Origin of the sequence: Enterobacter cloacae complex sp. IR5403 (assembly GCF_049238705.1) — a bacterium.
GTDB lineage: Bacteria > Pseudomonadota > Gammaproteobacteria > Enterobacterales > Enterobacteriaceae > Enterobacter > Enterobacter hormaechei_C.
In genome coordinates this window covers 13,172-27,167 of record NZ_JBMKHP010000009.1, presented here as the reverse complement: position 1 = coordinate 27,167, position 13,996 = coordinate 13,172, and the positions used below count along the sequence as shown (strand labels likewise).

Here is a 13,996-nt window from a genome sequence, read left to right as displayed (position 1 = left end):
TTCCTCTCCTGCTGTTAGTTAAAAGGTTTTAAGTCAACGCGCGCCATCATCGCGGCTAACTGGGTACGATCGGTAATACCGACATTGCTCTGGCTCACGGCCAGGGCCGCAACGGCGGTAGCAAGACGTAAGGTATGTTCGCTGGATTCGCGCATCAGCAGACCGTAGATCAGACCGCCAACCATCGAATCCCCGGCACCTACGGTGCTGACCACCTCCATTGAAGGCGGTTTGGCAATCCATTCCCCGGAGGCGTTAACCCACAGGGCACCTTCTGCACCCAGCGAAATCACCACATGAGCGATACCCTGCTCGCGCAGCGCATGGGCAGCGTCAATCACATCCTTTAATTCTGGCAGCTTACGGCCCGCCCAGATCTCCAGTTCGCGGCGGTTAGGCTTAACCAGCCATGGCGAGGCTTTCAGACCGGCGACCAGCGCGTCGCGGCTGCTGTCGAAAATAATGCACGGGCACTGGCTGCGCAGGCGCGTCATCCAGTCGGTGAACGCTTCCGGGCTGACGCCGGACGGCAGACTGCCGCTGACGCACACCATGTCAAACTGGCCCAGCCAGCTCAGGGAATCGGCAACAAAGCGCTCCCAGTCAGCCGGGGTCACTTCGAAGCCGGAGAAGTTCAGATCGGTCACTTCACCGTCTTTCTCGGTCAGCTTAACGTTGATGCGGGTACGGCCCTGCACAACCTGAAAACGGTTAGCGATGCCCAGTTCACTGAACAACTGCTGAAAACCGTCTTGGTTGTCTTTACCGAGGAAACCGCCAACGGTGACGTCGATGCCGAGATCTTTCAGCACCTTCGCCACGTTAATCCCTTTCCCTGCGGCATGCAGGCCGGTCGTCCGCACCAGGTTAACTTCGCCACGCTCAATTTCCGGGCAGAAGCCCACCAGATCGTAAGCCGGGTTCAGCGTAATGGTCGCAACACGTCTGCTCATTATGCGCCCTCCCCCAGACCGGCCGCGATGGCGTCGCCAATCGCTTTCAGCGCCTGTTCAGCATCCGCACCCTGCGCGGTAAAGCGCAGACGATGGCCTTTCTTCACGCCCAGCGCGACAACTTTCATCAGGCTGCGCCCGTTGGCTGGTTTACCCGAACCGTCCAGATTGGTCACGGTGATCTCACTTTCAAATTGTTTAATGGTGTTCACCAGCATGGTGCCCGGACGGGCATGCAGGCCGTGTTCGTTACGCACCACGTACTCTGCACTCAGCAGGTCATCCGTCAGCGCATCGTCGCTGGTCAGCAGGGCCAGCACCGTCGCCGCGTCTGCGCTCAGCAGTTTTTCAGCTTTATTGTTCAGCAGCAGATCGCCCAGACGCTTCAGCACGGAAACCGGCTGATCGTCCGCCATGGCAACCGTTACCAGCATCGCGGCGCGTTCGCCGTCTGTCTCAAAGGCAACCGCAGCACGGCTGACCGCGATAGCGCTACGCAGGTTGCCTTCAGCACTGTCGTTCAGCCAGATGCCCTGACCCAGGTTTAATGGCTTATCATTGATGGCGCGCGTCACAAAAATGGTATCCGCCGCTCCCACTTCTTTCAGGCGGGCCGCGTTAAGCGCCTGGAGCGTCAGCAAATCGGACGCAACGACGTCCAGCGTCAGGGTTTCATTATCCAGCTTCAGCGCTTCGCTCTGTTTTTCGCCCATCAGCAGGGCACGTAGCTCTTCAGCAGTGGTGGCGGATTTAAGCTGTTCCGCGACGGCATCATCACTCAGCACGTGCGTCAGCTGACGCAGCAGGCCCAGGTGTTCGTCACCGCTGGCCGCGATGCCAATCGCCACGTAAGCCACCTGACCCTCGCCCCACAGCACGCCCTGCGGGAACTGGAAGACCTGCACGCCGGTTTTCAGCACCTGATCGCGGGTGTCCGTGGTGCCGTGCGGAATTGCAATACCGTTACCGAGGAAGGTGGAGGTCTGCTGTTCACGCGCCAGCATGCCGTTGACGTAGCCGTCAGCCACGTTGCCAGCCTGCACGAGCGCAGCGGCGACCTGGCGAATAGCCTCTTCTTTATTTCCGGCCTGTTCGCCCGGGTGAATATCCTGAACAGATAACTGGAACATGATTCTCCTCTCCTGCTGAAATTGAATCGTTTCAGCTTAACTGAGAAAATAAGCGCTAACCTGCTTCGTCAGGACATGCAAGATAGCGCTGAAACGTTTCAAGAAGTCTTGTCTTTTCTACAAAAGGTTGCAAGAAAAGTTACATTTCTTGTTGCAGAATTTAGAAGTGCAGCACATTTCTTCTTCAGTCGGGAGGTTTTTGCTGATGTTCAGCAAACAGGTTCAGCACGCTTCAGCGAAACGGCGATAAACTGAAATGCTATTTTGATTTATTGTGGCAATCTTGATTTTGCCCTCTGTTTATTTAATGACAGGCGGCGTAAACTCCGCCTCTCTCTGTTACTCGCAAAGACTGAACATGCATAACACCCCCGCTGCCGCCTCACCAAAGCCTTTTGATTTGACGTCAACGGCGTTTTTGATCGTTGCTTTTCTCACCGGTATTGCCGGTGCGTTACAAACGCCTACGCTGAGCCTGTTTCTGACCAACGAAGTCCACGCCCGCCCGGCGATGGTTGGCTTCTTCTTCACCGGGAGCGCCATCATCGGCATTTTCGTCAGCCAGTTTCTTGCCGGGCGTTCAGACCGCAAAGGCGATCGCAAAAGCCTGATCGTTTTTTGCTGCCTGCTCGGGGTGTTTGCCTGCCTGCTGTTTGCCTGGAACCGTAACTACTTCATTCTGCTGTTTGTGGGCGTCTTCCTGAGCAGTTTCGGCTCGACCGCCAACCCGCAGATGTTCGCCCTTGCCCGCGAGCATGCCGACCGCACCGGGCGGGAAGCGGTGATGTTCAGCTCAATACTGCGCGCGCAGGTGTCGCTGGCGTGGGTGATTGGCCCCCCGCTCGCCTACGCGCTGGCGATGGGTTTTGGCTTTACGGTGATGTACCTCAGCGCAGCCGTGGCCTTCGTGGTATGCGGCGCAATGGTCTGGTTCTTTCTGCCCTCCATGCGCAAAGAGCCGAAAGTGGCGACCGGTACGCTGGAAGCTCCACGACGCAACCGCCGCGACGCGCTGCTGTTATTCATTATCTGTACGCTGATGTGGGGCACCAACAGCCTCTATATCATTAATATGCCGCTATTTATTATTGATGAGCTGCATCTGCCGGAGAAGCTGGCCGGGATCATGATGGGAACCGCCGCGGGGCTTGAGATCCCCACCATGCTGATTGCGGGCTATTACGCGAAGCGCTTCGGCAAGCGCTTTTTGATGCGCGTCGCCGCCGTAGCCGGGCTGCTTTTTTATGTCGGTATGCTGACGGTTCATACGCCAGCCCTGCTTCTGGCTTTACAGCTGCTGAACGCCATTTACATCGGCATTCTGGCCGGTATCGGCATGCTCTACTTCCAGGATCTGATGCCGGGTCAGGCAGGCTCTGCCACCACCCTTTATACTAATACCACCCGCGTGGGCTGGATTATTGCAGGCTCACTGGCGGGCGTTGTGGCTGAAATCTGGAACTATCATACGGTGTTCTGGATTGCGCTGGTGATGTGCGTCCTGACGCTGAGCTGCCTGACGCGAATCAAAGACGTTTAAGGTGCGGTGAGCGCTTCCAGCTCAAGCAGATAAGTGATGGCCTGCTGGCGCGTACTGCCGCACATTTCAGCGGTTGGCTGAAGCCCGGAGCACACCTTCGGGCGCAGAGGCGAGCCAAAGATCATGCACAGGTTAGCGTCAGAGAGCTGAACGCAGCGGGTATTGGCAGGCTTGCCCTCCGGCATGCCTGGAATGGGGCTTGAGATGGACGGTGCGGTACAGCACGCGCCACAGTCGGAACGACAATCCATACATGCTCTCTGTTGGTGGCAGATGCCCGCGCAGTCGGGCATTGCGCGCACAGTAACACCTTTTATGTATTGATAGCAAAACCCACGAATTCCGCTTGCCTGAAAGGCCGCGCGCGAGTAATTTGGCGCGATATTTTTTACCTCCCGTAAACAGGATTACTGTAATGCCAAGAGCGAACGAAATTAAGAAAGGTATGGTACTGAATTACAACGGCAAACTGCTGATTGTGAAAGATATCGACATTCAGGCACCCAGCGCCCGTGGCGCAGCAACGCTGTACAAAATGCGTTTCTCTGATGTCCGCACCGGCCTGAAAGTGGAAGAACGTTTTAAAGGCGACGATATCGTCGATACCGTGACCCTGACCCGTCGCTACGTTGATTTCTCCTACATCGACGGCAACGAATACGTGTTCATGGATAAAGAAGATTACACCCCGTATATCTTCACCAAAGATCAGATCGAAGAAGAGCTGCTGTTTATTCCAGAAGGTGGAATGCCGGACATGCAGGTGCTGACCTGGGATGGCGTGCTGCTGGCGCTGGAGCTGCCGCAGACGGTTGATCTGGAAATTGTTGAAACGGCGCCGGGCATCAAAGGCGCGTCTGCAAGTGCGCGTAACAAACCGGCTACCCTGACTACCGGTCTGGTCGTACAGGTGCCAGAATACCTGTCAGCGGGCGAGAAAATCCGTATCCATATCGAAGAAAAACGCTATATGGGTCGTGCTGACTGATTGCGGCGTTTGCCGGGTGGCGGCTGCGCCTTACCCGGCCTACAAAAACACAAAAACCGGCCTCAGAGCCGGTTTTTCGTAGGCCCGGTAAGCGTAGCGCCACCGGGCGATCAGGCTTAAAGAAGTTCAGGATACTTCGTCATTTTCAGCGCCAGCTCGATACCGCGCACTTCCGCCATCCCTTTCAGACGGCCAATTGCCGAATACCCTGGATTCGTTTTCTTGCGCAGATCGTCCAGCATCTGGTGCCCGTGATCCGGACGGAACGGGATAGGACGCACATCGCCCGCCTGCTTACGACGTACCTCTTCAGCGAGAATGGCATCCACCACCGCAACCATGTTCACGTCGCCGCCAAGATGGGCTGCTTCGTGGAAGGTTTTCGGGTTCTCTTCACGGCAGGTTGCACGCAGGTGGGTGAAATGAATGCGATCGCCGAAGGTTTCGATCATCCGCACCAGATCGTTATCCGCCCGCACCCCATACGAGCCCGTACACATGGTAAAGCCGTTGTAGATGCTGTCGACCGTCTCTTTCAGCCACTGCATATCTTCAATCGTAGACACGATACGCGGCAGGCCGAGGATAGGACGCGGTGGATCGTCCGGATGAACCGCCAGCCGCACGCCGACTTCTTCTGCCACCGGCACGATAGCGCGCAGGAAGTGCGCCATGTTTTCACGCAGCTGGTTTTTATCGATATCGCCATATTCCGCCAGGCGCGCGCGGAACTGATCGAGGGTATAGCCCTCTTCCGCCCCCGGCAGGCCCGCGATAATATTGCGAACCAGCTTCTCAATGTCCGCTTCACTGGCGGCATTGAACCACGCCAGCGCCTGCTGTTGCTCTTCGGCAGTGTAGTCTGCTTCCGCCCCCGGACGCTTCAGAATGTGCAGCTCGAAAGCCGCAAAAGCGATTTGATCGAAACGCAGCGCCTTCGAACCATCAGCCATTTCATATTCCAGGTCGGTACGCGTCCAGTCCAGAATCGGCATAAAGTTGTAGCAGACGGTATCAATACCACAGGCTGCCAGGTTGCGAATGCTCTGCTGATAATTCGCAATCCAGGTATCACACTCACCGGAGTGGGTTTTGATATCTTCGTGAACCGGAATACTTTCCACAACAGACCAGGTTAACCCCTTCTCTGCCAGCTGAGCCTGACGCTTTTGGATTTCCTCCACCGGCCACACCTGACCGTTCGGAATATGATGCAGCGCCGTGACCACACCCGTTGCGCCAGCCTGACGCACATCATCAAGAGAAACCGGATCGTTCGGCCCGTACCAACGCCAGGTTTGTTCCATTTCCCCACCCTCTCAAGTTGTTATACCAATATGTGTTACTTCAATGACGACTACCATACATGTTTAATCGAGGTGGTCAATACAGCGCGCGACATTGATTGATCAAACTCACATAACAGGGATATTTACGGCTTACCAATTTAATTTGTTGTCATATAACTTTACACTGGCATTGTTAATTAATGGTTAATCAGGTGTGTATTACATGAAGACTATTGCCTCCACCGCGCTTCCTGCTCATGTCCAGCAGCCCCGCTACGATCGCGAGCAGTTACGCTCCCGCATCGTCCATTTCGGTTTTGGCGCGTTCCACCGGGCGCATCAGGCGTTGTTAACAAACCGGGTACTGAATGCCAGGGGAGGCGACTGGGGAATTTGTGAGATTAGCCTCTTTAGCGGCGATGTCCTCATGCGCCAGCTCCGGGCGCAGGATCATCTGTTTACCGTGCTGGAGAAAGGCGCCGAAGGCAATCAGCCCATTATTATCGGTGCGGTAAAAGAGTGCCTGAACGCCAAACTCGACTCGCTGGCAGCCATTATTGAGAAGTTCTGCGAACCGCAGGTGGCAATTGTCTCCCTCACCATTACCGAAAAAGGCTACTGCATCGATCCGGCGACGGGAAAACTGGATATGCAGAACAGCCGCATCCTGCACGATCTTGAGCACCCGTCTGAGCCGCATTCCGCGCCGGGTATTCTGGTCGAAGCGCTTCATCGCCGCCGCGAGCGCGGCCTGCCGGCGTTTACCGTGCTCTCCTGCGACAATATTCCCGACAACGGCCACGTGGTGAAGAATGCCGTTCTCGGCATGGCCGGAAAGCGTTCCGCAGAGCTGGCAGCATGGATCGAGGCGCACGTGAGCTTCCCTGGCACCATGGTCGACCGAATCGTGCCCGCCGCCACCGACGCCTCACTCGCGGAAATCACCCGGGAACTTGGCGTTGAAGATCCCTGCGCCATCAGCTGTGAACCGTTCATTCAGTGGGTAGTGGAAGATAACTTTGTCGCCGGACGTCCGGAGTGGGAGGTGGCAGGCGTACAGATGGTTGAGGATGTCCTGCCCTGGGAGCAGATGAAGCTGCGGATGCTGAACGGCAGCCACTCCTTCCTGGCGTATCTGGGCTACCTTGCCGGCTACGCGCACATAAATGAATGTATGCAGGACGACAGTTTCCGCGAGGCTGCCCGCAGGCTGATGCTGAATGAGCAGGCCCCTACGCTGCGCATCACCAACGTTGATCTGACAGCCTATGCTGACAGCCTGCTTGACCGCTTCGCCAACCCGGCCCTACAGCACCGCACATGGCAAATCGCCATGGACGGCAGCCAGAAGCTGCCTCAGCGCATGCTGGATGGGATCCGCGTGCATCTTGAGCGTCACACCGCCTGGCCATTACTGGCGCTGGGGGTGGCGGGCTGGATGCGCTACGTCAGCGGTACGGACGAACAGGGCAACGCCATTGACGTACGCGATCCGCTGAGCGACAAGTTTCAGGCCATTGTCGCTACCAGCAGCGACGCAGAACGCGTTAGCGCCCTGCTGACGTTAAATGAAATCTTTGGCGACGACCTGCCGCAAAACCCTGTCTTTGTCGAAGCAATCACCAGCGCGTACCAGCGCCTCGTCCGGCTCGGCGCGCGCCAGGCCGTTATCGAAACGTTAAAAATTTAGCGATTATTGCGTTTAAGGCGAACGGTTTTGTGCTCCGTTCGCCCTTCCTCTTCTCAATGCCCGATTTTTTCGTCAGGATGATAGATAGTTGTTACTACATCACAATTATTTATCGGAGCGCACGTGACCAAAACCAACCTGATCACCGGTTTTCTCGGCAGCGGTAAAACTACGTCCATTCTGCATTTGCTGGCCAATAAAGACCCGGCGGAAAAGTGGGCCGTGCTGGTCAACGAATTTGGCGAAGTGGGGATCGACGGCGCGTTGCTCGCTGACAGCGGCGCGATGGTGAAAGAGATCCCGGGCGGGTGTATGTGCTGCGTGAATGGTCTGCCGATGCAGGTAGGGCTGAATACGCTGCTGCGTCAGGGCAAGCCGGACCGGTTGCTGATTGAGCCTACCGGGCTGGGTCATCCTAAGCAAATCCTTGATTTACTGACCGCCCCGGTATACGAGCCGTGGCTTGAGCTGCGTGCGACGCTTTGCCTGCTCGACCCCCGCCAGCTGCTGGATGAAAAAGCAATCAATAACGACAATTTCCGCGACCAGCTCGCCTCGGCAGATATTATCGTGGCGAATAAATCCGATCGCGCGACGGCTGAGAGTCAGGCCGCGTTTGAGTCCTGGTGGCAGAAGGCTGGCGGTGGACGTCAGTATGTGCAGACCACCCAGGGCAACATTGATGGCGCCCTGCTCGACCTTCCCCGCCTCAACCAGACGCAACTGCCTGCCAGCGCAGAGCATTCGCATAGCCACGGCGCGAAGCAAGGTCTGGCTGCACTGAGCCTGCCGGAGCATCAGCGCTGGCGTCGCAACCTGAACAGCGGTCAGGGGCACCAGGCCTGCGGGTGGATCTTCGATGCCGATACGGTTTTCGACACCATTGGTATCCTGGAGTGGGCGAGACTAGCGCCGGTTGAGCGGGTAAAAGGGATCATGCGCACCCCGGATGGCCTGGTGCGCATTAACCGTCAGGGCGAGGATTTCTTTATTGAAACCCAGAACGTTGCGCCACCCGACAGCCGGATAGAGTTAATTAGTGCGGTTAATACCGACTGGAATGCCCTCCAGTCAAGCCTGTTGAAGCTTCGTTTAAGTTTGGGCGGCTAACGTTGCCCCTGATTTCACACATTGCTGAAGACTATGACGACTCGACTTCCTGCTATTTTATTGCTCAACGCTGCCGGTCTGGCGATCTTTTTCTCCTGGTATATCCCGGCGGATCACGGTTTCTGGTTCCCGCTGGATTCCGGGCTGTTCCACTTCTTTAACCAGGCTCTGGCGAAGAGTGAGGCCTTCCTGTGGCTGGTGGCGATCACCAATAACCGCGCGTTTGACGGCTGTTCGCTGCTGGCAATGGGCTGTCTGATGCTCTCTTTCTGGCTGAAGGAAGACAAAACGGGTCGTCGCCGTATTCTGATTATCGGTCTGGTGATGCTGCTGGCTGCGGTGATTATCAACCAGCTGGCGCAGCATCTGATGCCGGTTAAACGCGCCAGTCCGTCGCTCTCTTTCCCGAATATTAACCGCGTCAGCGAGCTGCTTCATATTCCAACCAAAGACGCCTCGAAGGACAGTTTCCCGGGCGACCACGGTATGATGCTGCTGATTTTCGCAGGCTTCATGCTGCGCTATTTTGGTAAAAAAGCCTTCGCCATCGCCCTGGTTATTGTGGTGGTATTTGCATTCCCGCGGGTGATGATTGGCGCGCACTGGCTGACAGATATCGCCGTAGGCTCCCTCACGGCGGTGTTAATTGGTTTACCGTGGGTGCTGATGACCCCCCTGAGCGATCGCATAATAGACATTTTTGATCGCTATCTTCCCGGCAAATTTAAACAAGCTGGAAACAAATAAATAACGAAAATTAACACCATTCATCAGGGATCGTTTTCGATCCCTGAGTCACTTCTTTCCGGCGTCATTCAACGCTGTCATCATCCCGTCATACTATTCGTGATAAAAATGAAGCAATTGCAGGGATTACCGGTATGAATGGCGGCATTTTGAGCAATTCCGCGCTGTAACTTTGTGTATCACATTTTCTTATAAAAAAACGGACTTTTTTGCTCGCAATACCCCGTGCAATCGGTTAACCTCGAACTCGTTTTGCCCCACTGAGATAATTATTATCATGGTGAATAATTTTGTGCGTTGAGCCACAGTTTTCACCATAAAGAATTGTCTCATTGTGAACAGATAATTAGTCTCGTCACGGTTGGCATTTTTATAACGATATTTTCGTTAAGGACTTCAAGGGAAAACAAACAAAATGGTCAAATCTCAACCAATCTTGAGATATATCTTGCGGGGGATCCCGGCGATTGCAGTGGCGGTTCTGCTTTCGGCATGTAGTACAACGAACACCGCGAAGAATATGCATCCTGAGACGCGTGTTGTGGGAATGGAAGATTCCTCTTCACTGCAAGCCTCTCAGGATGAATTTGAAAATATGGTACGTAATCTCGACGTTAAGTCGCGTATTATGGATCAGTATGCTGACTGGAAAGGCGTGCGTTACCGTCTGGGCGGCAGCACCAAGAAAGGTATCGATTGTTCCGCGTTCGTACAGCGTACGTTCCGTGAGCAGTTTGGGTTAGACCTTCCGCGTTCTACTTATGAACAGCAGGAAATGGGCAAATCCATTTCGCGCACTAAACTGCGCACGGGCGATTTAGTCCTGTTCAGAGCGGGTTCAACCGGTCGACACGTTGGCATCTATATCGGTAACGATCAGTTTGTCCATGCTTCCACCAGCAGTGGTGTGACGATTTCCAGCATGAACGAACCTTACTGGAAGAAGCGCTACAACGAAGCTCGCCGCGTTCTGAGCCGTAGTTAATATTGCTGTCGTATCGTTGGTTATCCCTTGGCTGGCGATACGATAAAAAAAGCACTGCTCCGGCAGTGTTTTTTTTTGCCCGTTACACTGATAGCTATCCAGCGGCATTTCAGGAATCACGACATCTATGTTTACCCGCTACTTCTCCAGCAACCGCAAGATACTGTTTATCAGTTTCCTTACGGGGTTATTCACTGCCCTGCTTCTGGGAGCATTACAGTTTTACTGGAGTTACCACAAGCGAGACGTCAGATTCGATACCCTTATTACCGATTTAAGCGTCTATATGGAGAGCTATTTCGATGAGCTCAAAATGTCGATTGATACGCTCCAGCCACTCACGCTGAACAGCTGCGAGGAAGTGAGTGCCGCCCTGACCTCCCGGGCGGCCTTTAGCATCAACGTGCGCGCCTTTTTGCTGGTCAGGGATAAATACGCCTACTGCTCTTCCGCCACCGGCCCGATGAATGTCCCCCTGCAAGCGCTTATTCCTGAACTGCACATCAATAAACAGGTTGATATGGCGCTCCTGCCGGGCACCCCCATGATGCCGGACAAGCCCGCGATTGCCATCTGGTATCGCAACCCACTGGTGAAAGACGGCGGTGTGTTTACCTCCGTAAATCTCAACCTGACCCCGTACCTTCTCTACACCTCAAGACAGGATGAGTTTGCCGGTATTTCCATCATTATTGGCGATTATGCGTTATCAACCCATTCCGGAACGCTGGTCCCTGCGCGTGATTTGCCTGATATCCCGGTCCGTACCGCCACGCTGAAAAATGTACCTCTGACCATCCATGTTTATGCGGAAGCCTGGACGACCGATGAAGTGCTGTACGCCCTGTTTTTCGGCCTGGTCTGCGGGATCGCGGCGGGCCTGTTAAATTTCTATATTCTTACTATCCGTCTTAATCCGGGGAAAGAGATCCTCACGGCCATCAAGCGCGACCAGTTTTACGTGGTCTATCAACCCGTCGTGGATGCGCAGTCGCTCAAAATGACCGGGCTGGAAGTCCTGATGCGCTGGAAGCATCCGGTGATGGGAGAAATTCCACCGGATGCCTTTATTAATTTCGCTGAAGCGCAGAAGCTGATTGTCCCGCTGACGCTGCATCTTTTTGACCTGATTATCCGCGATGCCCCTGTCCTGCAAACGGTGCTCCCGCCTGGGGCCAAGTTTGGGATCAACATCGCGCCCGGGCATCTGCATGCGGAAAGCTTTAAAGAGGATATGCGCGCGTTTGCCACCGCCCTTCCGCCCGATCACTTCCAGATTGTGCTGGAAATAACCGAGCGCGACATGATCAACCACCGCGAGGCTAACCAGCTGTTCGAATGGCTGCACGAAGAAGGTTTTGAAATCGCCATCGATGATTTTGGCACCGGCCACAGCGCGCTGATCTATCTGGAACGCTTCACGATGGATTACCTGAAAATTGACCGTGGCTTCGTGAATGCCATCGGGACTGAAACCGTCACCTCGCCAGTGCTTGACGCGGTGCTGACGCTGGCAGAACGTCTGAATATGATAACCGTCGCCGAGGGTGTTGAAACGCCGGAGCAGGCGGCGTGGCTACGCGAGCATGGCGTGAACTATCTTCAGGGCTACTGGATTGGCCGCCCGATGCCGCTGGAGCAGTTCAGGACGTGGCAACCCGACATCACGCTCGGGGAATAATTTCACAATCACGGCGCTGTCCCTTATTATTCTGTTCAACCGAGCCTGCCTGTGAACAAAGGGATCCGCCGCACTATGATTATGCGCGTTGTGTTGACGCTGTTGGCGCTGGTGAGCCTGTCGAGCCAGGCGCAGACCATCAAAGAGAGCACGGCCTTTGCCGTCATTGGCGAGCCGAAGTACGCGGTTAACTTTAACCACTACGATTACGTTAACCCCGCCGCCCCGAAAGGCGGAAACGTGACGCTTTCCGCCACGGGAACGTTTGACAACTTTAACCGCTTTGCCCTGCGCGGCGTAGCGGCAGCGCGTACCGAATCCCTCTATGACACGCTGTTCGTCACCTCCGACGACGAGCCCGGCAGCTATTATCCCCTGGTCGCGGAGAACGTGCGTTACGCCGATGATTTCAGCTGGGCAGAAATCGCGATTAATCCGCGGGCGCGTTTTCACGACGGTACGCCGGTTAGCGCCCGTGACGTGGCGTTCACCTTTCATAAATTTATGACCGAAGGCGTGCCGCAGTTTCGTCTGGTGTACAAGGGCACCACGGTGAAAGCCATCGCCCCGCTGACCGTGCGAATCGAACTCCCTGAGCCGAACAAAGAGAATATGCTGAGCCTGTTCTCCCTGCCCGTCATGCCCGAATCCTTCTGGAAAAATCATAAGCTGAGCGATCCCCTCTCTACCCCGCCGCTGGCCGGAGGGCCGTATCGCATTACCGACTGGCGAATGGGCCAGTACGTGATCTATTCCCGGGTGAAAGATTACTGGGCAGCCACGCTGCCGGTAAACCGGGGCCGCTGGAACTTCGATACAATCCGCTACGACTACTACCTGGATGATAACGTGGCCTTCGAGGCGTTTAAGGCAGGCGCGTTTGATTTACGTGTCGAGAACAGCGCCAAAAACTGGGCGACCCGGTATATCGGAAAAAATTTCGCGAAAGGCTATATCGTTAAAGACGAACACAAAAACGAATCCGCGCAGGACACGCGCTGGCTGGCGTTTAATATTCAGCGCCCGGTTTTTTCCGATCGTCGGGTGCGTGAAGCCATTACCCTGGCGTTTGATTTCGAATGGATGAACAAGGCGCTGTTTTACGGAGCCTACAGCCGGGCGAACAGCTATTTCCAGAATACTGAATATGCCGCCCGTGATTATCCCCACGCGGACGAGCTGGTTTTGCTGGCGCCAATGAAAGCGGAGCTCCCGCCGGAGGTGTTCACCCGCGTATTTGAACCGCCCAAATCCGACGGAAACGGGTTCGACCGGGACAACCTGCTGAAAGCCAGCAACCTGCTGGATGACGCTGGCTGGGTGCTGAAAAATCGGCAACGGGTTAATGCACAAACCGGCAAACCGCTCAGCTTCGAACTGCTGATTGCCTCCGGCGCAAACGATCAGTGGGTGCTGCCATTTAAGAAGAACCTTGCCCGGCTTGGCGTTACCATGAATATCCGCCAGGTCGATATGGCCCAGTTGACCAACCGCAAGCGCAGTCGCGATTACGACATGATGCAGACCCTGTGGGCCGCGCAGCCGTGGCCAAGTTCAGATCTGCAAATCTCCTGGGCATCGGGGTATATCGACTCCTCCTACAACGCCCCGGGCGTAAAGAGCCCGGTGATTGACGCGCTGATTGCAAAAATTGTCGCCGCTCAGGGCGATAAGAAAAAGCTTCTGCCGCTTGGCCGCGCGCTCGATCGGGTATTAACCTGGAACTATTACATGCTGCCGATGTGGTATATGGGCGAAGATCGCGTGGCCCGCTGGGATAAATTCTCCCTGCCTGCCGTTCGCCCGGTTTATACCCTCGGCTTTGACACCTGGTGGTATGACGTGAATAAAGCCGCAAAATTGCCCGCAGAGCGGCGTTAAGG

At 55.2% G+C, this 13,996-nt stretch carries 13 protein-coding genes; 9 read left to right on the top strand and 4 right to left on the bottom strand.

Annotation, left to right across the window (positions count from 1 at the left end; translation table 11 throughout):
- Positions 1-14: 14 nt before the first annotated feature.
- The gene (gene fruK / locus ACOTW6_RS13950; protein WP_006811313.1) at positions 15-953 is read right to left on the bottom strand and encodes a 1-phosphofructokinase; all 939 of its coding nucleotides are present in this window, start codon (positions 951-953) and stop codon (positions 15-17) included.
- Positions 953-2,083 carry a fused PTS fructose transporter subunit IIA/HPr protein gene (gene fruB / locus ACOTW6_RS13945; RefSeq protein WP_121478764.1) on the bottom strand — a complete coding sequence of 377 codons (1,131 nt, stop codon included), beginning with the start codon at positions 2,081-2,083 and terminating at the stop codon, positions 953-955. Before fruB ends, fruK begins: the two co-directional genes overlap by 1 nt.
- Positions 2,084-2,158: 75 nt before the next feature.
- Here fruB and ACOTW6_RS13940 point away from each other — a divergent pair, with 75 nt between their 5' ends.
- Both ACOTW6_RS13940 and setB read left to right on the top strand, forming a co-directional pair.
- A complete protein-coding gene (locus ACOTW6_RS13940) occupies positions 2,159-2,338 on the top strand; it encodes a hypothetical protein (RefSeq protein WP_139152746.1) in 180 nt (59 codons plus the stop codon).
- A 103-nt stretch (positions 2,339-2,441) separates the two neighbouring features.
- The gene (gene setB / locus ACOTW6_RS13935) at positions 2,442-3,623 is read left to right on the top strand and encodes a sugar efflux transporter SetB (protein ID WP_015572310.1); all 1,182 of its coding nucleotides are present in this window, start codon (positions 2,442-2,444) and stop codon (positions 3,621-3,623) included.
- On the opposite strand, the gene ACOTW6_RS13930 is transcribed toward setB, so the two are convergent.
- Positions 3,620-3,874, bottom strand: a complete 255-nt coding sequence (locus tag ACOTW6_RS13930) for a YkgJ family cysteine cluster protein (RefSeq protein ID WP_017693039.1) — start codon at positions 3,872-3,874, stop codon at positions 3,620-3,622. The genes setB and ACOTW6_RS13930 overlap by 4 nt on opposite strands.
- 164 nt (positions 3,875-4,038) lie before the next feature.
- On the opposite strand from ACOTW6_RS13930, the gene yeiP reads away from it, so the two are divergent.
- Positions 4,039-4,611 carry an elongation factor P-like protein YeiP gene (gene yeiP / locus ACOTW6_RS13925; protein ID WP_003859355.1) on the top strand — a complete coding sequence of 191 codons (573 nt, stop codon included), beginning with the start codon at positions 4,039-4,041 and terminating at the stop codon, positions 4,609-4,611.
- Positions 4,612-4,727: 116 nt separating this feature from the next.
- Here yeiP and uxuA read toward each other — a convergent pair whose 3' ends face one another.
- The gene (gene uxuA / locus ACOTW6_RS13920; RefSeq protein ID WP_062932763.1) at positions 4,728-5,918 is read right to left on the bottom strand and encodes a mannonate dehydratase; all 1,191 of its coding nucleotides are present in this window, start codon (positions 5,916-5,918) and stop codon (positions 4,728-4,730) included.
- Between the two features lie 205 nt (positions 5,919-6,123).
- Between uxuA and ACOTW6_RS13915 the strand changes: the two genes are divergently transcribed.
- The 6 genes from ACOTW6_RS13915 (at position 6,124) to ACOTW6_RS13890 (ending at position 13,994) form a co-directional block, all read left to right on the top strand.
- Positions 6,124-7,590: a mannitol dehydrogenase family protein gene (locus ACOTW6_RS13915; protein ID WP_062932762.1), complete on the top strand. Its 1,467-nt coding sequence runs from the start codon at positions 6,124-6,126 to the stop codon at positions 7,588-7,590.
- 123 nt (positions 7,591-7,713) lie between these two features.
- The gene (locus ACOTW6_RS13910; RefSeq protein WP_062932761.1) at positions 7,714-8,700 is read left to right on the top strand and encodes a CobW family GTP-binding protein; all 987 of its coding nucleotides are present in this window, start codon (positions 7,714-7,716) and stop codon (positions 8,698-8,700) included.
- Between the two features lie 33 nt (positions 8,701-8,733).
- Positions 8,734-9,447 carry a phosphatase PAP2 family protein gene (locus ACOTW6_RS13905; protein WP_062932760.1) on the top strand — a complete coding sequence of 238 codons (714 nt, stop codon included), beginning with the start codon at positions 8,734-8,736 and terminating at the stop codon, positions 9,445-9,447.
- 415 nt (positions 9,448-9,862) lie between these two features.
- A complete protein-coding gene (gene mepS, locus ACOTW6_RS13900; protein WP_003859364.1) occupies positions 9,863-10,432 on the top strand; it encodes a bifunctional murein DD-endopeptidase/murein LD-carboxypeptidase in 570 nt (189 codons plus the stop codon).
- 127 nt (positions 10,433-10,559) lie between these two features.
- A complete protein-coding gene (locus ACOTW6_RS13895) occupies positions 10,560-12,113 on the top strand; it encodes a cyclic di-GMP phosphodiesterase (protein ID WP_062932759.1) in 1,554 nt (517 codons plus the stop codon).
- A 75-nt stretch (positions 12,114-12,188) separates the two neighbouring features.
- Complete coding sequence (locus ACOTW6_RS13890) at positions 12,189-13,994, top strand: extracellular solute-binding protein (RefSeq protein ID WP_121478763.1); 1,806 nt, start codon at positions 12,189-12,191, stop codon at positions 13,992-13,994.
- Positions 13,995-13,996 lie beyond the last annotated feature (2 nt).